General features: G+C 61.8%; 18 protein-coding genes. 17 read left to right on the forward strand and 1 reads right to left on the reverse strand.

What is annotated here, in order from left to right:
* Nucleotides 1-49: 49 nt before the first annotated feature.
* Complete coding sequence (locus HF916_RS01400; protein WP_240975283.1) at nt 50-934, reverse strand: RNA-guided endonuclease InsQ/TnpB family protein; 885 nt, start codon at nt 932-934, stop codon at nt 50-52.
* Between the two features lie 754 nt (nt 935-1,688).
* On the opposite strand from HF916_RS01400, the gene HF916_RS51610 reads away from it, so the two are divergent.
* From HF916_RS51610 to HF916_RS01485, 17 genes are all read left to right on the forward strand, one after another.
* A complete protein-coding gene (locus tag HF916_RS51610; protein WP_346777713.1) occupies nt 1,689-1,907 on the forward strand; it encodes a lecithin retinol acyltransferase family protein in 219 nt (72 codons plus the stop codon).
* Between the two features lie 344 nt (nt 1,908-2,251).
* Complete coding sequence (locus HF916_RS01410) at nt 2,252-3,967, forward strand: sigma-54-dependent Fis family transcriptional regulator (RefSeq protein WP_206001757.1); 1,716 nt, start codon at nt 2,252-2,254, stop codon at nt 3,965-3,967.
* Nucleotides 3,968-4,379: 412 nt separating this feature from the next.
* Nucleotides 4,380-4,616, forward strand: a complete 237-nt coding sequence (locus HF916_RS01415; RefSeq protein WP_168787540.1) for a phenol hydroxylase subunit — start codon at nt 4,380-4,382, stop codon at nt 4,614-4,616.
* 54 nt (nt 4,617-4,670) lie between these two features.
* Complete coding sequence (locus HF916_RS01420; protein ID WP_168787541.1) at nt 4,671-5,684, forward strand: aromatic/alkene monooxygenase hydroxylase subunit beta; 1,014 nt, start codon at nt 4,671-4,673, stop codon at nt 5,682-5,684.
* Between the two features lie 7 nt (nt 5,685-5,691).
* A complete protein-coding gene (locus HF916_RS01425; RefSeq protein WP_168787542.1) occupies nt 5,692-5,961 on the forward strand; it encodes an MmoB/DmpM family protein in 270 nt (89 codons plus the stop codon).
* Nucleotides 5,962-5,980: 19 nt separating this feature from the next.
* On the forward strand, nt 5,981-7,504 hold the full coding sequence (locus tag HF916_RS01430; RefSeq protein ID WP_168787543.1) for an aromatic/alkene/methane monooxygenase hydroxylase/oxygenase subunit alpha: 1,524 nt from the start codon (nt 5,981-5,983) through the stop codon (nt 7,502-7,504).
* Nucleotides 7,505-7,546: 42 nt separating this feature from the next.
* Complete coding sequence (locus tag HF916_RS01435; protein ID WP_168787544.1) at nt 7,547-7,906, forward strand: phenol hydroxylase subunit P4; 360 nt, start codon at nt 7,547-7,549, stop codon at nt 7,904-7,906.
* A gap of 14 nt (nt 7,907-7,920) precedes the next feature.
* A complete protein-coding gene (locus HF916_RS01440; RefSeq protein ID WP_168787545.1) occupies nt 7,921-8,994 on the forward strand; it encodes an NADH:ubiquinone reductase (Na(+)-transporting) subunit F in 1,074 nt (357 codons plus the stop codon).
* Between the two features lie 32 nt (nt 8,995-9,026).
* Entirely contained in the window at nt 9,027-9,398 is a 372-nt protein-coding gene (locus HF916_RS01445) for a 2Fe-2S iron-sulfur cluster-binding protein (RefSeq protein ID WP_168787546.1), read from the forward strand.
* Nucleotides 9,399-9,423: 25 nt separating this feature from the next.
* On the forward strand, nt 9,424-10,353 hold the full coding sequence (locus HF916_RS01450; RefSeq protein ID WP_168787547.1) for a catechol 2,3-dioxygenase: 930 nt from the start codon (nt 9,424-9,426) through the stop codon (nt 10,351-10,353).
* A 38-nt stretch (nt 10,354-10,391) separates the two neighbouring features.
* Nucleotides 10,392-11,846: a 2-hydroxymuconic semialdehyde dehydrogenase gene (locus HF916_RS01455; protein ID WP_168787548.1), complete on the forward strand. Its 1,455-nt coding sequence runs from the start codon at nt 10,392-10,394 to the stop codon at nt 11,844-11,846.
* Nucleotides 11,847-11,854: 8 nt separating this feature from the next.
* Complete coding sequence (gene dmpE, locus HF916_RS01460; RefSeq protein ID WP_168787549.1) at nt 11,855-12,679, forward strand: 2-oxopent-4-enoate hydratase; 825 nt, start codon at nt 11,855-11,857, stop codon at nt 12,677-12,679.
* Nucleotides 12,676-13,464: a 2-oxo-3-hexenedioate decarboxylase gene (dmpH, locus tag HF916_RS01465; RefSeq protein WP_168787550.1), complete on the forward strand. Its 789-nt coding sequence runs from the start codon at nt 12,676-12,678 to the stop codon at nt 13,462-13,464. Before dmpE ends, dmpH begins: the two co-directional genes overlap by 4 nt.
* 31 nt (nt 13,465-13,495) lie before the next feature.
* Complete coding sequence (locus tag HF916_RS01470) at nt 13,496-13,687, forward strand: 2-hydroxymuconate tautomerase (RefSeq protein ID WP_168787551.1); 192 nt, start codon at nt 13,496-13,498, stop codon at nt 13,685-13,687.
* Between the two features lie 28 nt (nt 13,688-13,715).
* Nucleotides 13,716-14,675, forward strand: a complete 960-nt coding sequence (locus tag HF916_RS01475; RefSeq protein WP_168787552.1) for an acetaldehyde dehydrogenase (acetylating) — start codon at nt 13,716-13,718, stop codon at nt 14,673-14,675.
* Between the two features lie 19 nt (nt 14,676-14,694).
* Nucleotides 14,695-15,702, forward strand: coding sequence for a 4-hydroxy-2-oxovalerate aldolase (gene dmpG, locus HF916_RS01480; protein WP_168787553.1), 1,008 nt, complete (start codon nt 14,695-14,697; stop codon nt 15,700-15,702).
* A 71-nt stretch (nt 15,703-15,773) separates the two neighbouring features.
* Entirely contained in the window at nt 15,774-16,676 is a 903-nt protein-coding gene (locus tag HF916_RS01485) for a SphA family protein (protein WP_240975284.1), read from the forward strand.
* Nucleotides 16,677-16,696: the final 20 nt, after the last annotated feature.

Below are 16,696 nucleotides of genomic sequence, written 5' to 3' on the forward strand. Positions count from 1 at the left end.
CCTGGCACTTCCCCGAGGGGAGGGAGGTGTTCATACCATCTCCCCGCTCTCAGTCGTGACCGACTGCCGCTCGCGCGGAAAGGGCGGGGATTCCTCCTGCGAGGCGGTCACGTCCGACCGCGAGAATGTTGCGGGCAGCATTGCGATCACGATCATGGGTCGTTTCACAATGGATGCATTTCCACTCTCTTATTCCAAGACCTGCGACACCTTTCGGCCCCGTGCGGCTCGCGCAGCACGAACAGGTCTGGGTAGAAAACGCTTCATCGACCTCATCGAACCATACGCCTGCGTCATCGCACTTGTACCGAAGCATGGTCCGGAACGTCGACCAGCCCGCGTCGAGCACAGACTTGCTGTGCTGTCCTTTCGCGAGGGCCGAAGCATTCACGTTGCCGACAAAGATTGCACCGTACTCGCGAGCGAGCCGGGTGCTGAGTTGATGCAGAAAGTCCTTCCTGCGGTTCGCGATCCTGGCATGGATCGCCTTCACCCGGCTCTTCCTGCGTGCTCGCTGGGCAGTGGCGAGCGCGGGTTCGAGGTCGCGGTAGAAGCGCTGCGCGTCGACATTGGGAAGACGTTCGTCCGAGAAGCCGGCAAAGGTCTTGAGCCCGAGGTCGATTCCCAGATCCAGGTTGGCTTCATTGGGCCGGGCAGACTTCACCTTGACCGTCACGTTCAGATACCAGCGACCGCGGCTGTCCTCGGAGATGCAACCGGCGCCGAACTCATAGCCGGCGAGGCCATAGCTGTCCCAGACGCCAAGATGCAGGCCCTGAAAGTGGGCCTGACCATGGCGCCATACGACCGAGCGGGCTTTGAATGGAATCCATCCCAGCGAGCGTCGCGCGCCGGCCGAGCGACGCCATCGAAGCTTTACCTTGCGGTGCTGTTTGCGGCGCGTCGCGTACTCTTCGGCGATCTGCTGAAACACGGCCGAGCCGACCGCCAGGCCTTCTTTCGAGGCCCCGTCAGATAACGCTGGATCTCAATGCCAGAGGCAAAGCGCCGCTCGCGGCGAAAGATCTGGAGCGACAGGTCATTGCAATAGTTCCAGACGAAGTTCACAGCCCGCGCCATCCCGGCAAGCGACGAAGCATGCCTGTCCTTGATTCTTATGCGCAGAACTCGAACTGGATCCTTGCAACGTGTCACGGGTCGACTCATTCCGGTTTGGCTGTACGGATATACAGTACCAGATCAATACGAAAAGGCAAGTCGTGCTTCGCACGACGCGCTCCACCTCACCGCCCTGAAGGACGGTGCTTCACGCGCACATTGGTGAAACGCGACCGCAGCATTCGCGGGCTGAGCCGGTTTGCATTTGTGTCGGCACGCCCGCCCGGTATGGGAGAAGCACCGCTCGCGCAGCGTATCGGCATGTCCTTGCATAGAGTACCGCAAGAGCAGCAGAACACGGTTATCGACACATCGGACTGAGCAAAGGGAATGTGCCAATGCGGCGATGCTTCCTTGACCATAGAAGGGGCCCACCTGGTAATACGGCGCTTCGGCTACACGCATCACGGCATCTACGTCGGTGGTGGCTAGGTACTGCATTACGCAGGATGATCCCGTTCGCTGCGTCGCGTCCCGTGCAGGAGACTTCTCTGAGCGACTTTGCCGACGGTCAGGGGACCCGCGTCGAACGGACGCCCAACACAAGGTAGTCGCGTGACGAAGCGGTCCTGCGGGCTTACTCGCGCCTCGGCGAAGACTGCTACCGGCTGACCACGAACAACTGCGAACATTTCTGCGCGTGGTGTCTGTGGGGCGACCGCCGAAGCGATCAGATCGACGCGCTGATGGCCTTGCCGCAGCGCTGCCTGCATTCAGTGGTCAACATGCTCACGGAATGTGTGCGCGCGAAAGCCATCGGTGTCTCCACCAATCGGCTCGCCTTCTGACGGAGCCATCCGCTGCGCGTTACACCAAATGAACGGGCACGCGCGTGCGCGGCGATCTCACAGGGGGCGCGAGCGCCAACCGGCATAAGACGATTCACCAAATGGACAGGGGATTTCGTGTCGTTTTGATCATTTGATCAACTGGGTGCCGGGGTAAGTACTGACCTCGTCACGGCGATTCGCCACGCAAACGGCAGCAGGCGAACAGCCAACCCCAAAAGTCGACGGTGGACCCAGACCTTTATAATCGCGGTCCTGTGCCCGGACAGCGAGCCGATCCTGCCGGCATGGACTTTGCCTAGAATAGAGGCGGAGACACCCGAATACACATAAAAGGAGGCGCTGTGACAGACAGCACCGCGCGGTTTTCGGCGAGCATGCGGGAGGGGATCGAGAACCTTTCGCGTCGCCTGAAATTCGTCAGACAGGAGGGACACATCTGGTTGGGGGAGAATCGCATGATCCTTCTTCACACCGCCACAGTCGGCTCCTTGCGCAAGGAGCTCGTCGACACGCTGGGCCTTGAGCGTACGCGCGGCCTGTTCACGCGAATGGGGTTTCAGTCTGGTATGCGAGACGCCGAACTCGCCCGCACGTTACGCCCCACCGCGAGCGACTTCGGCTTGCTCGAGCTCGGGCCTTGCCTGCACGTGCTCGAAGGCAACGTACGAGTAACGCCTATGGAAGTTGATATCGATATCGCCCATGGCAGGTACTACAGCGACCATCTGTGGGAAGACTCCTTCGAAGCCGAGGTGCACCAGAAGATCTTCGGATTGAGCAACACCCCGGTCTGCTGGATGCAGGTCGGCTATGCGAGTGGGTACACGTCGGCGTTGTTGGGGTGCACCATCCTCTATAAGGAGACGCTGTGTTCGGGTTGCGGCGATCCACATTGCCGCATTGTTGGCAAGCCCGTCGAAGAGTGGGCCGACGGGGACGAGATGCTGAAGCTCTACACGCCCGATCCGGTCATCGAAACGCTACTGCAATTGCAAAGCGAAGTGGAAAACCTGCGCTCGCTGCAGCAGGAAGTCGCACAGCCGGAAGAACTGGTCGGTGCATCCGCAGGCTTTCTCGCAGCGTGGGGGCTCGCGCAGCGTGCAGCGTCGAGCGACGTGACCGTATTGTTGCTTGGCGAAACGGGCGTCGGTAAGGAGCGCTTCGCGCGCGCGTTGCACGGCGTGAGCCGGCGACACGACAAGCCCTTCGTCGCGATCAACTGTGCCGCCATGCCGGAGGAGTTGCTCGAAGCTGAGCTGTTTGGCGTTGAGCGCGGCGCGTTTACAGGCGCGCATCAGACCCGGATCGGCCGTTTCGAGCGGGCGGATACCGGAACGCTTTTTCTCGACGAAGTCGGCGAACTCTCGGCGTCGGCGCAGGCCAAGCTTCTGCGTGTACTCCAGGAAGGCGAGTTCGAGCGCGTCGGCGGCGACCGCGTGCGCAAGGTCGATGTGAGGGTCATCGGCGCGACCAATGTCGATTTGGCCGAAGCGGTCCAGCGCCGCGCATTTCGCAAAGATCTGCTGTACCGGCTCAATGTTTATCCAGTCACGATTCCGCCGCTGCGCGAGCGGACCGACGACATTCCGCGCCTCGTCGAAAGATTTATCGCGAAGTACAGCGTGCGGCACAGCAAACGCGTGCTGGGCCTCACCGATCGTGCAATAGCAACGTTGCGCGCCCATGCGTGGCCCGGCAACGTGCGTGAACTCGAAAACGCAGTCGAACGCGGCGTGATCCTCGCCCGCCCGGGGGGCCAGATCACTGAGCTTGATCTGTTCGCTGCTCTGCCGGAATCCGTGGACGACAGCGCCGCATCGCTTGACGAGCGCGGCCATCCCTTGCGCGAAAACGCGGATTTTGCCGATGCCTTGTTCGATCACATGATGCGTGGAGGCGTACCACTCGACCGGGTTGATAACATGCTTATCGAAGCGGCGGTCGAACGTGCGGGCGGCAATCTGAGTCAGGCGGCGAGAATGCTGGGCATCACGCGGCCGCAGCTTGCTTATCGATGGCGCAATCGCGACAAGGCCGTCCAACCCGTGGACAAATGATCACGCCGCTCCGGTTGACTATGTGGACCGCCCATTGGGCGGTTTTTTTTCGTGCGGCGCGCGGCTCGCACGGTGTTTGATCAATTGATCAAACGCCTTGGCAAGTCATAAGCGCGGCCTGTGCCACGCATGTCTCGCCCACCAAACCGCAACGCCTGTTTCGCCGACTCAAGAGGTCATCAAGCACGCCGCCGCAATCACGTCACACGCAAACAATCATCCTCACGGCCGCGCGTCTGCGGGCTCTTCATCAAATGATCAAACAGCAGTCCATCGCTTGATGCTTTGATCATCGGCTCGTGCTGCGATATCGCCAGACTCGCGGTTTTTCTTCGGGCAAACCCTCGCCTTTTTCTGCAAAAGCGCACATGGCACAGGTCATGCAATAGAGAAGAAAAACGAGGAGGCGACGATGCAAGATCCGAGACCGCTGTTCGACCGAACTCAACGATTCGTTCGGATAACTGCACAACGGGAAGACGGTTATGTCGAATTCGATTTCTCTGTCGGTGACTCCGATCTCGCTGTCGAACTGATCATGAACCGAACCATGTTCGATCGATTTTGCCACGTGAACGCGGTTCGCACGATCACGCAAACTGACGAACAGATCGACCTCACGCGCGAACGGTGGCGATACGAGGGCTAGCCCGAGCGAAGCAGCTCATTCAGAAAAGTAGTGGACAAACACGGAGACAGTCTCATGCAAATCGAAATCAAGACACTCAAGGCCCAGCCGCTGCGTCAAACCTATGGGCATGTCGCGCGCCGGTTTGGCGACAAGCCAGCTTCGCGTTATCAGGAGGCGACCTACGACATCCAGCCCACCACCAACTTTCACTATCGGCCGACCTGGGCGCCGGAATTCGAGTTGTTCGACGCGAGCCGCACGCAGATCCGCATGAAGGACTGGTACGCGCTGAAGGACCCGCGCCAGTACTACTACGGCGCGTACGTAACGACGCGTGCACGGCAACAGGAAGCGGCCGAAGGCGCGTTTGATCTTGTGGAGCGTCGCGGACTGCTTGCCGCACTGTCGTACGAATGGCAGGAACGCCTGACAGCCGGGCTGCTGCCGCTGCGCCACATCGAATGGGGCGCCAATATGAACAACACGCTGTGCGCCGATTATGGCTACGGCACAGCGATCACGCAGGCCTGCACGTTCTGCGCGATGGATCGGCTCGGCATCGCCCAGTATCTATCGCGTATCGGTCTGGCGCTCGACGGCAACACTGGCGTCGCGCTGGAACGCGCAAAGACCGCGTGGCTGGAAGCCGAGGCATGGCAACCCATGCGGCGCCTCGTCGAGGACATCTTCGTGGTCGAAGACTGGTTCGAGACTTTCGTCGCGCAGAACCTCGTGCTTGACGGCCTGCTGTATCCGCTCGTGTATCAGCACTTCGACGCGTTCGCGGCGCAGCACCTGGGGGCGAGCCTCGCGATGCTCACCGAGTTCACCCAGCAATGGCAGTCCGATCACGCGAAGTGGGTGGACGCGGTGATCCGCACGGTGACCGCCGAATCGCCAGAGAACCAGCAACGAATTGTCGGCTGGGTCGAGCACTATCGCGCCCGCACGCTTGAAGCGCTTCTCCCCGTCGCCGGCACGCTGCTCGACGACGCGGGCGCTGCCGCACTCGATGAAACCAGCGCGCAATTCGCCGCGCGTCTTACGAAGCTCGGCGCATTGCCGGTCGCGGCAGTCCAACCCTGAGGCCATCATGCAGAACGTCTACATCGCATTGCAGAACACCGACGAAACGCGCGCGATCGTCGCCGCGATTACCGCCGTGAATCCCGAGGCTACGGTCAATGAGTATCCGGCGATGGTGAAGATCGACGCCCCCGGCAAGCTTGTGATTTCGCGCACCCACGTATCGGAAGAACTGGGCCGCGACTGGAATATCCAGGAGCTGCAACTGAACCTGGTGTCGCTGTCGGGAAACATCGATGAAACCGACGATGCCTTCACGCTGCAATGGCACGCCTGACATAAACCGGAGACGAATGATGGACGCACGCAAGAAGCTGAACCTGAAAGACAAGTACGCGCTAATGACGCGCGATCTCGGCTGGGAAACCAGTTATCAGCCGATGGACAAGGTGTTCCCTTTCGATCAATACGAGGGCATCAAGATCCATGACTGGGATAAATGGGAAGACCCGTTTCGCATGACGATGGACTCTTACTGGAAGTATCAGGCGGAAAAGGAACGCAAGCTTTACGCGATCATCGATTCGTTCGCGCAGAACAACGGGCACATGAACGTCTCGGACGCGCGTTATATCAACACGCTCAAGCTGTTCCTGACCGGCGTAACGCCGCTCGAATACGCAGCGCATCGCGGCTACGCGCATCTGGGTCGTCATTTTCGCGGAGTCGGTGCGCGGGTGGCCTGCCAGATGCAGTCGATCGACGAACTGCGCCACTGTCAGACACAGGTCCATACGCTGTCGCTCTACAACAAGTATTTCAATGGTTTCGCCGAGTGGCCGCATATGCACGACCGTGTCTGGTATCTGTCGGTGGCGAAGTCGTACTTCGACGATGCAATGAGCGCCGGTCCGTTCGAATTCATCACGGCCATTTCGTTTTCGTTCGAATACGTGCTGACGAACCTGCTATTTATGCCGTTCATGTCGGGCGCGGCATACAACGGTGATATGGCCACCGTCACGTTTGGCTTCTCTGCGCAGTCGGATGAATCGCGGCATATGACGCTCGGCCTCGAAGTCGTGAAGTTCATCTGTGAGCAGGATCCCGGCAATGTGCCGATCGTGCAGAAGTGGCTCGACAAATGGTTCTGGCGCGGCTTCCGGCTGCTGACGCTGGTCGGCATGATGATGGACTACATGCTGCCCAAGCGCGTGATGTCGTGGTCGGAGGCGTGGAAGATCTATTTCGAGGACGCGGGTGGCGCGCTCTTCAAGGACCTAGAGCGCTATGGCCTGCGTATGCCGAAGTATCACGAGATCGCGACGCAGACCAAAGATCGCGTCACGCACGAGGCGTGGGCGGCGTTCTACAACTATGGCGCAGCAGCTAACTTCCACACCTGGGTGCCGTCCGACGAAGAACTCGACTGGCTCTCCGCCAAATATCCGGAGACCTTCGACAGCGTGTACCGGCCGCGCTTCGAATACTGGCGCGAACAGCAGAAGGCGGGCAAGCGCTTCTACAACGCCAGTCTGCCGATGCTGTGCCAGACCTGCCAGGTGCCGATGTTCTTCAGCGAGCCGGACGACCCGACGAAGATCGCCTACCGCGAATCGACCTATCACGGAATGAAGTTCCACTTCTGCTCGGATGGCTGCAAGGACATCTTCGAAGGCGAGCCCGAAAAGTATGTGCAGGCGTGGCTGCCGGTGCACCAGATCTATCAGGGCAACTGTGGCGGCGCGTCGCTCGACGACGTTCTCAAGTACTACAACCTCAACCCCGGTCACGACAATCTCGACTTCGCGGGCTCGCCCGACGAGCGCAACTGGAATGCGTGGAAAGACGCATCCGGCGCTCACGCCCCGAGCGAATGAGCGCGGCGCGAACAGAGAACAGACTAGACGAAGGAGACAAGCATGAGCATCACCGCGATCAAACCCTACGCGTTCGAACCGGCCGACCGCGAGTCGCAGTTTCATGGCAACCGGCTGCTCTACATCGGCTGGGAGGACCACCTGATGTTCGCCGCACCGCTATGCGTGCCGGTGCCGCCTGACATGACGTTCGGCGCGCTGATGGCGGACGTGCTGCCGGGCCTGTATGGCGCCCATCCCGATTTCGCCGCGATCGACTGGCCCACCGCACAGTGGTTCAGATCCGGTGAGCCGTGGCAGCCGGACAGCGAGCGCTCGCTTGCCGATAACGGTCTCGTTCATAAGGACGTGATCCGTCTGCGGACACCCGGCCTGACTGGCATTGGTGGTTCGTGCAGCTAACGCGGGAGACAGAGATGGACTACACCGTACGTATTGAACCGCTCGGCCAGACTATCGGCATTGAAGCGGGGCAGACGCTGCTCGATGCCTGTTTGCGCCAGGGTGTGTGGCTTCCGCATGCCTGCTGTCACGGGCTGTGTGCGACCTGCAAGGTGCAGGTCGTCGATGGCGAGATCGAGCAGGGCGACGCGTCGGACTTCGCGTTGATGGACTTCGAGCGGGAAGAGGGCAAGTGCCTGGCGTGCTGCGCGACGCCGATGTCCGATCTCGTGATCGAAGCTGACATCGACGAAGACCCGGACGCCCAAAATTTGCCGCTGCAAGATTATACCGGCACGGTCGTGGCGATCGAAGATGCGACGCCCACCATTCGCGTGATCCGGCTCGCGGTGGAGAGCGCCGAACGTGTTGCGTTTCAGGCAGGCCAGTACCTGAACCTGCATGTGCCGGGCTGCGGGCAGCCGCGCGCATTTTCACTCGCCAGTGCTCCGCATGACGGCGAGATCGAGATGCACATCCGTCGTGTGCCGGACGGGGCCGCGACCGGCTGGCTGCATGACGAACTGCAACCGGGCGCGCAACTGAAGTTCGCCGCGCCGTTCGGGCGCTTCTTCGTGCGCAAACAGGCACAGGTGCCGACAATCTTCCTCGCGGGCGGCTCGGGACTGTCAAGCCCGAAGTCGATGATCCTCGATCTGCTGAACGAAGGCTCGACGTTGCCGATCACGTTGATCCACGGTGCCCGCACATGCGACGAACTCTATTTCGAAGCGTTCTTCAACGAACTGGCTGAGCGCTACCCGAATTTCCGCTACCTGCCAGCCCTGTCGGGCGAACCATCCGACAGCAATTGGCGGGGCTCGCGCGGTTTCGTGCACGAGGTTCTGAACGAGCTGTACTCCGACGCCGCAGGCATTGCCGATTTTCGCGGTCACAAGGCGTATCTGTGTGGGCCGCCGCCGATGGTCGAGGCGTGTATCAAGACGCTGATGCAGGGCCGCCTGTTCGAACGGGACATCTACACGGAGCAGTTCCTGTCAGCGGCGGATGCGAACGCGGCGGCCAGAAGCCCGCTGTTCCGCATCTGACGCCTCCGTCGGCTCACTCAAGGAGAGCGGTGATGACCTGGCGGATCGAAGTTGAAAACACCGGCGACACGTTCAGCTGTACGGGGGACGCCACGGTGCTGCATGCGATGGCGGCAACAGGTGGGCGAGGCATTCCGCTTGGCTGTCGCGGCGGTGGCTGCGGTGTGTGCAAGGTGCAGGTGGTGAGCGGCCGCTATCACGCCTGCAAGATGAGCCGCGCGTGCGTAAGCGCCGAAGAGGAAGTGTGCGGCACGGTGCTCGCATGCCGGATCCGTCCGCTCACGGATCTGTCTGTGCGTGTGGTCGGCAAGATGGCGCGCTGTATCGACAAGGCGCGAGCCAGAGCGGTGACGGAAGAACGCCACGAATCTATCCAGCAGCAACAGGCGCCAGGCGGCGTCTGAACCAGAACGATCAAGGAGACACATCATGGCATTGCAAGGCGTACTGCGACCCGGCCATATTGCGCTGCGGGTCCTCGAAATCGGTCCGGCGTTGAAGCACTACATCGACGTGCTTGGCCTGCATGAAACCGGCCGCGACGCGCAGGGGCGCGTCTATCTGAAGGCATGGGACGAACACGACCATCACAGTGTCGTGCTGCGCGAAGCGGACGAGCCGGGCATGGATTACCTCGGCTTTCGCGTCGACAGCGAAGTGACACTCGACCGGCTCGCGGATGCCGTGAAGGAGTCCGGTTACGTAAAAGACTTCGTCTGGATGGAAGCTGGCGAACATCTGCATACGGGACGGCGTTTCCGCTTCACTGTGCCAACGGGCCATTCGATCGAGCTCTTTGCCACGAAACACAAGGTCGGCAGCGCGACTGGCGATGTGAATCCCGATCCCTGGCCCGACGGCCTGCGCGGCATGTCGCCGAGCCGCTTCGATCACTGCCTGCTATATGGCGACGAATTCGACGATACCGTAAAGCTCTTTCGCGACGTGCTTGGTTTTTCGCTGGCCGAGCAGGTCGTGACGCCGGAAGGCATGCAGATCGCCGCGTTCCTGACGTGCTCGAACAAGGCCCATGACATCGCGTTTATCCGCCATGCCGAGAAAAACAAGTTTCACCACGTGTCATTCCAACTCGACAGTTGGGGCGACGTGCTCAAGGCCGCGGATCTGATTTCCAAGCACGACGTTGCGCTCGACATCGGACCGACACGGCACGGCATCACGCGCGGCGCAACGATCTATTTCTTCGATCCGTCCGGCAACCGCAACGAGGTCTTCGCGGGCGGCTATATCCACTACCCGGACAAGCCGACTATCACGTGGCATGACAAGGACCTGGGGCGTGCGATTTTCTATCACGACCGCAAGCTCAACGAGGCCTTCCTGAGCGTGTTGACCTGAGCCGTGCAACTGGCGCAACGAAACAATCGAGAGTATCCATGACTGAATTCAAGAACTTCATTGGTGGCGAGTGGGTCGGCACGGATCGTACCTTCGAAGACCGCAACCCGGTCGACAACCGTGTGATCGGGCTCGTGCACGAGGCTGGCCGCGCACAGGTCGACGCGGCGGTACAGGCCGCGCGCGCGGCCCTGCACGGGCCATGGGCGCGCATGACGCTGCCGCAGCGGGTCGAACTGCTGTATGCGGTGGCCGACGGCATCAACCGGCGCTTTGACGATTTCCTCGCTGCTGAAATCGCCGACACCGGCAAGCCGCACGCGCTGGCGAGTCACGTCGATATTCCGCGTGGCGCGGCGAACTTCAAGGTGTTCGCCGACATGATTCGCAATGTGCCCACCGAAAGTTTCGCAATGGCGACGCCGGACGGTGGCGAAGCGCTCAACTATGGTGTGCGCACTCCGCGCGGTGTGATCGCGGTAGTGTGTCCGTGGAATCTGCCGCTGCTGCTGATGACATGGAAGGTTGCACCGGCGCTCGCATGTGGCAATACGGTGGTGGTAAAGCCGTCCGAAGAGACCCCGGCTACCGCAACGCTGCTTGGCGAAGTGATGAACGAAGTGGGCGTCCCGAAGGGAGTGTACAACGTTGTGCACGGCTTCGGACCTGACTCGGCGGGTGCGTTCCTGACCGAGCATCCCGACGTGAACGCGATCACTTTCACCGGCGAGACGCGCACCGGCGAAGCGATCATGAAGGCCGCCGCGAACGGTGTGCGGCCCGTCTCGTTCGAACTTGGCGGCAAGAACGCGGGCATCGTTTTCGCCGACTGCGATTTCGACGCAGCCGTGGCGGGTATCGCGCGTTCCGCATTTGAAAACACCGGACAGGTGTGCCTCGGTACGGAGCGCGTCTACGTGCAACGGCCGATCTATGAGCGTTTTGTCGGCGCGCTTGCGGCACGCGCGAAGGCGCTGCGTCCAGGCCGCCCCGACGTGGAAGGCACGACCTTCGGTCCGCTGATTTCGCAGACGCATCGCAGCAAGGTTCTGTCGTACTACGAGCAGGCGCGCACTGACGGCGCGGTGGTCGTCACGGGCGGCGGCGTACCCGACATGGCGGCCGGGTTGAAAGAGGGTGCGTGGATCGAGCCGACGATCTGGACCGGCCTGCCGGAGAGCTCGCGTGTGATTCGCGAGGAAATCTTCGGCCCTTGCTGTCACATCGCGCCGTTCGACGACGAAGCCGAGGTGATCGCGAAAGCCAACGACACGCCGTATGGTCTTGCCGCCACTGTATGGACGCGCGACACGGGCACCGCGCATCGCATGGCGCGCTCGCTCGACGTGGGCATCTGCTGGATCAATTCGTGGTTCCTGCGCGATCTGCGCACCGCGTTCGGTGGCGCGAAACAGTCGGGGATCGGCCGCGAAGGCGGGATCCATTCGCTCGAGTTCTATACCGAGCTGCGCAATGTCTGCGTCAAGTTGTGAGGGAAGCTATGAATCCGTCAAATACAGAAGGACTCGCGCCCGAAACGATCGAGCGCTACGGCGACGAACTCTATCGCGCGTTGCGTCATGCCGAGCCGGTCGCGCCACTGACTGCACGCGAACCCGGCATCACGATCGCCGACGCCTACCGTATCCAGTTGCGGATGATCGAACGCCGCGTCGCGCTCGACGGCGAACGTGTGATCGGCAAGAAGATCGGTGTGACAAGCGAGGCGGTGATGAACATGCTCGACGTGCGTCAGCCGGACTTTGGGCATCTCACGTCGGCGATGGTGTTCGCGGATGGCGCCGCCATCGACGTGTCGCAATTGATTGCGCCTAAAGCCGAAGGCGAAATCGCGTTTGTGCTGAAACATGATCTCGCAGGTCCGGGCGTGACAAATGCCGACGTCTTGCGCGCCACGGAGGCCGTACTGCCGTGCTTCGAGATCGTCGATTCGCGCATTCGCGACTGGAAGATCCGCATCCAGGACACGGTGGCCGACAACGCGTCGTCGGGCGTATTCGTGCTCGGCGATCAGGCGGTCGACCCGCGCGAACTCGATCTCGCGCTGGTCGGCATGACGCTCGAAAAGAACGGTGAGATCGCGGCGACCGGCGCGGGCGCTGCCGCGCTCGGGCATCCGGCCAACGCGGTGGCGTGGCTCGCGAACACGCTCGGCCGGCTTGGCATGACGCTCAAGGCGGGCGAGGTGATCCTGTCCGGCTCTCTCGCGGCGATGGTGCCGGTGACGGCGGGCGACTCGCTGCGGATCAGTCTCGGCGGCATCGGCAGCGCGTCAGTGCGTTTCATTCAGGGAGAAAGACCATGACGCTCGATCAAGCAACGATCGACGCTCTCGCGCAGCGGCTCGACGAGGCGGAACTGCAACGCGAGGCAATCACGAAGATCACCGACGCCTATCCGCAGATCGACTGGGTCGACGCTTATGCGATCCAGGATGCGCTGCGTGCGCGCAAGGAAGCGCGCGGCATGAAGGTCGCGGGTTTGAAGATGGGCCTCACGTCGCACGCGAAGATGCGCCAGATGAGCGTGACGGACCCGGTCTACGGTTTCCTGACCGACTACGGCTCATGCATGGACGGCGCGGCGATCGACTCCTCGTCGCTGATCCATCCGAAGGTGGAGGCGGAAATCGCGTTCGTAACGAAGCGCCCGCTTGCGGGTCCCGGCTGCCACATCGGCACCGTGCTGGCCGCGACGGACTTTGTGCTGCCCGCGGTGGAAGTGATCGACTCGCGCTACGAAAATTTCCGCTTCGACCTGAAGAGCGTGATTGCCGACAACACGTCGTCGGCGCGCTTCGTGACCGGCGGCCGGCATCGCAGCGCCGCAGGTCTGGACCTGAAGAATCTTGGCGTGGTGCTGGAGAAGAACGGCGAAATCGTCGCGACGGCGTCGGGCGCGGCGGTGCTCGGCCATCCGGCCGCCAGCGTTGCGATGCTCGCCAACATGCTCGGCACGCGGGGCAAGTCCATTCCCGCAGGCACGCTGATCCTGACGGGCGGCGTGACCGAGGCGATTGCCGTCGCCGCCGGCGATTCGGTCACCGCGCGCTTCCAGCATCTCGGCAGCGTTTCAATGCGCTTCGTCTGAGCGAAACCTACCCGCATAAACGGAGATATTCATGCCCATCATCAACGTTCATCTCATGGAAGGCCGCACAGACGAACAGAAGGCGCGCCTGATCGGCGCACTGACCGACGCGGCCATCGAATCCATTGGCGCGCCGCGCGAATCCGTGCGCGTGCTGCTGATCGAAATCCCGAAGACGCACTTCGGGATCGGCGGCAAGACTGCGTCCGCGCTCGGGCGCTAGCACACCACGCATCAAAGGAAACCTGACCATGACAACAGTACATGGCGCAAGCGCGCCGCGAAAAGTCGCCATCATCGGCTCCGGCAACATCGGCACGGACCTGATGATCAAGGTCCTGCGTCACGGCAAACATGTCGCGATGGGCGCGCTCGTCGGTATCGATCCGCAGTCGGACGGTCTCGCGCGCGCGCAACGGCTCGGTGTGCCGACGACCGCGGGCGGCATTGAAGGCCTGCTCGCCATGCCGAACTTCGGTGACATCCGTATTGTGTTCGACGCCACGTCGGCGGGCGCGCACAAGCATCACAACGCGCTGCTGCAGGCGCACGGCGTCAAGGTCATCGACCTGACGCCCGCGGCAATCGGCCCGTATGTGATTCCGTCGATCAATCTCGACGACGAACTCGACGCGCCCAACATCAACATGGTGACGTGCGGCGGCCAGGCGACGATTCCGATGGTCAACGCGGTGTCGCGGGTGGCGAAGGTCCACTACGCGGAGATCGTTGCATCGATTTCCAGCCGCTCCGCGGGCCCAGGCACGCGCGCCAACATCGACGAATTCACCGAGACCACGTCGAAGGCGATCGAGGTGCTCGGTGGCGCGACGCGCGGCAAGGCCATCATCGTCCTGAACCCGGCCGAGCCGCCGCTCATTATGCGTGACACCATCTTCACGCTGTCCGATCCCGCCGACCGTGACGCGATTGAAGCGAGCGTCACTGCGATGGCCGAGCGCGTGCAACGCTACGTGCCGGGTTATCGGCTCAAGCAGCGCGTGCAGTTCGATCTGTTCGACTCAAGCCAGCCTCTGAACGTGCCGGGTTTAGGCTCGATCGCAGGCCTGAAGACCTCGATCTTTCTCGAAGTGGAGGGCGCCGCGCACTATCTGCCGGCCTATGCGGGCAACCTCGACATCATGACCTCGGCTGCGCTCGCGTGCGCCGAGCGTATCGCCGAAACGCGGCTCTCGCCGCTCGCGGCCTGATCGCGCAAGGAGCGCCACTATGCATAATCGCAAACTTTATATTTCCGACGTGACGCTGCGCGACGGCAGCCACGCAATCCGTCATCAGTACAGCATCGCGAACATGAAGGCGATCGCGCGCGCACTCGACGATGCGCGCGTCGACTCGATCGAGGTGGCGCATGGCGACGGCCTCTGCGGATCGAGCTTCAACTACGGCTTCGGCGCGCACAGCGACGTCGAATGGATTGCGGCCGTCGCTGAAACGGTCAGCCATGCGAAGGTCGCCACGCTGCTGCTACCGGGCGTCGGCACCGTCCATGATCTGCGTAACGCCTACGATGCGGGCGCGCGTGTTGTGCGCGTCGCGACGCATTGCACCGAGGCGGATGTGTCGAAGCAGCATATCGAGCACGCGCGCGAACTCGGCATGGACACCGTCGGCTTTCTGATGATGAGCCATATGACGACGCCTGCCGCCTTGGCCCAGCAGGCAAAGCTGATGGAAAGCTATGGAGCGACCTGCGTCTATGTCGTGGACTCGGGCGGTGCACTTTCGATGGACGGTGTGCGTGAGCGCTTCCGTGCCTTCAAGGACGTGTTGAAGCCCGACACGCAGACCGGCATGCACGCGCATCACAACCTGTCGCTCGGCGTGGCGAATTCGATCGTCGCGGTCGAAGAAGGCTGCGACCGGATCGACGCGTCGTTGGCCGGCATGGGAGCCGGCGCGGGTAACGCGCCGCTCGAAGTGTTCATCGCGGCGGTGGACCGGCTTGGCTGGAATCATGGCTGCGACGTGTACGGCCTGCTCGACGCCGCGGACGACATCGTGCGTCCGTTGCAGGATCGGCCGGTGCGTGTTGACCGCGAAACGCTGGCGCTGGGCTATGCGGGCGTCTATTCGAGCTTCCTGCGTCACGCCGAGGCGGCCGCCGCGAAATACGGTCTGAAGACGATCGATATTCTCGTGGAGCTGGGGCGGCGACGCATGGTCGGCGGGCAGGAAGACATGATCGTCGACGTCGCGCTCGATCTGAAGAAGTAGCCCCGGAGTGGTTGGCCGCCCGGCGGCCCACTCTCAAAAGCTCACGAAAAAAATATCCAGGAGACAGCAAGATGGAAGTTCGAATCGCGCTCAGGCGAGGGATGGTGCTGGCCGGCATTTGCGCTGCACTCTGCACCAACGTGCACGCGACCGAAGGCGGCAGCGACACGATAGGCGAGGGCGCCGAGGCTTTTTTCGCCGGAGCGTTGCCGCCTGCGGGGCTGTACGGTTTGCTCTACTACACGCACTACTTCGCATCGCGCTTTAACGATTCGCATGGCAACAGTTCCGTGCCGGGGTTCAAGCTGAATGCCGACGTGCTGATTCCACGGCTCGTGTACATGTCGAATCTCTCGCTGCTCGGCGGACGCTTTGGCGCGTATGCGGTACTGCCCATGGAGCATCTTTCGCTCGACGCGGGAGGGGCGTCGTTTGATCGCACCAATCTCGGCGATCTGATCGTCACCCCCGCAATGATCGCTTGGGGCGACGGTTCGCTCCGAACGGTGGCCGCGCTCGAATTCGTGCTGCCGACCGGCCAGTACGACAAGAACGCGGCGCTCAATACCGGCAAGCATTACTACACCGTGAGACCGATATTCGGTGTCAGCTGGTTTCCTATCACTGGACTGGAGATGTCGGCGAAAATCACCTACAGCTTCAATTCGATGAACACCGCGACCGACTATCATTCGGGCCAACTGTTCCATGTCGACTATGGCGCGAGCTACGCGGTGACGACAAAGGCGCGAGTTGGTATTGCGGGCTATTTCGTCAAGCAGACTACGGACGACACACAGAACGGGGCGTCGGCGAACGGCGATGGTTTTCGCGGTCAGGTTTTCGCAGTCGGACCCGGGTTTCGCTATGAGTTTGCGAAGGGCAGCGTGGACGTGCGCGTAATGAAGGAGTTTTTCGTGAGAAACAGACCTGCGGGCGAAGCGGTGTGGGCGCGCGCGGTCATTCCGTTCTGACAATCGATCGATGCCGCAGC

The sequence above is a fragment of the Paraburkholderia aromaticivorans genome, from assembly GCF_012689525.1.
In the GTDB taxonomy this organism is placed as follows: domain Bacteria; phylum Pseudomonadota; class Gammaproteobacteria; order Burkholderiales; family Burkholderiaceae; genus Paraburkholderia; species Paraburkholderia aromaticivorans_A.

Excerpts from the sequence above, each read along its gene's own strand:
- HF916_RS01415 (WP_168787540.1), top strand. The coding sequence starts at position 4,380 with ATGCAAGATCCGAGACCGCTGTTCGACCGAACTCAACGATTCGTTCGG.
- HF916_RS01420 (WP_168787541.1), top strand. The coding sequence starts at position 4,671 with ATGCAAATCGAAATCAAGACACTCAAGGCCCAGCCGCTGCGTCAAACC.
- HF916_RS01425 (WP_168787542.1), top strand. The coding sequence starts at position 5,692 with ATGCAGAACGTCTACATCGCATTGCAGAACACCGACGAAACGCGCGCG.
- HF916_RS01430 (WP_168787543.1), top strand. The coding sequence starts at position 5,981 with ATGGACGCACGCAAGAAGCTGAACCTGAAAGACAAGTACGCGCTAATG.
- HF916_RS01435 (WP_168787544.1), top strand. The coding sequence starts at position 7,547 with ATGAGCATCACCGCGATCAAACCCTACGCGTTCGAACCGGCCGACCGC.
- HF916_RS01440 (WP_168787545.1), top strand. The coding sequence starts at position 7,921 with ATGGACTACACCGTACGTATTGAACCGCTCGGCCAGACTATCGGCATT.
- HF916_RS01445 (WP_168787546.1), top strand. The coding sequence starts at position 9,027 with ATGACCTGGCGGATCGAAGTTGAAAACACCGGCGACACGTTCAGCTGT.
- HF916_RS01450 (WP_168787547.1), top strand. The coding sequence starts at position 9,424 with ATGGCATTGCAAGGCGTACTGCGACCCGGCCATATTGCGCTGCGGGTC.
- HF916_RS01455 (WP_168787548.1), top strand. The coding sequence starts at position 10,392 with ATGACTGAATTCAAGAACTTCATTGGTGGCGAGTGGGTCGGCACGGAT.
- dmpE (WP_168787549.1), top strand. The coding sequence starts at position 11,855 with ATGAATCCGTCAAATACAGAAGGACTCGCGCCCGAAACGATCGAGCGC.
- dmpH (WP_168787550.1), top strand. The coding sequence starts at position 12,676 with ATGACGCTCGATCAAGCAACGATCGACGCTCTCGCGCAGCGGCTCGAC.
- HF916_RS01470 (WP_168787551.1), top strand. The coding sequence starts at position 13,496 with ATGCCCATCATCAACGTTCATCTCATGGAAGGCCGCACAGACGAACAG.
- HF916_RS01475 (WP_168787552.1), top strand. The coding sequence starts at position 13,716 with ATGACAACAGTACATGGCGCAAGCGCGCCGCGAAAAGTCGCCATCATC.
- dmpG (WP_168787553.1), top strand. The coding sequence starts at position 14,695 with ATGCATAATCGCAAACTTTATATTTCCGACGTGACGCTGCGCGACGGC.
- HF916_RS01485 (WP_240975284.1), top strand. The coding sequence starts at position 15,774 with ATGGAAGTTCGAATCGCGCTCAGGCGAGGGATGGTGCTGGCCGGCATT.